We start from the raw sequence: 229 nt of genomic DNA, 5'->3' as shown, positions 1-229 counted from the left end.
CCTGGGGCCGCATGATGCGCTCGATCCGCGACAACCACATCGCCTCCTCCTCGATGGGCAAGAACGTCACGGCGCGTCAGCTCGAAATTTTCATTTTCGGCTCCGTGTTGATGGGTATTGGCGGCGCCATGCTGGTCAGCTTCGTGCAGATCTTTGATCCTTCGAGCTACCAGCCGATCAACCATACGTTCCTGATCTGGGTCATGGTGATCGTCGGCGGCGCCGGAAA

General features: G+C 58.5%; 1 protein-coding gene. It reads left to right on the top strand.

What is annotated here, in order from left to right:
- On the top strand, positions 1 to 229 hold a 229-nt coding region (locus RYX56_RS26900; protein WP_500660743.1), incomplete at both ends, for an ABC transporter permease subunit.

The organism is Alkalihalophilus lindianensis (assembly GCF_032843265.1).
GTDB classification, from domain to species: Bacteria; Bacillota; Bacilli; order Bacillales; family Bacillaceae_D; genus Alkalihalophilus; species Alkalihalophilus lindianensis.
This window is presented reverse-complemented; position numbering and strand designations above follow the sequence as displayed.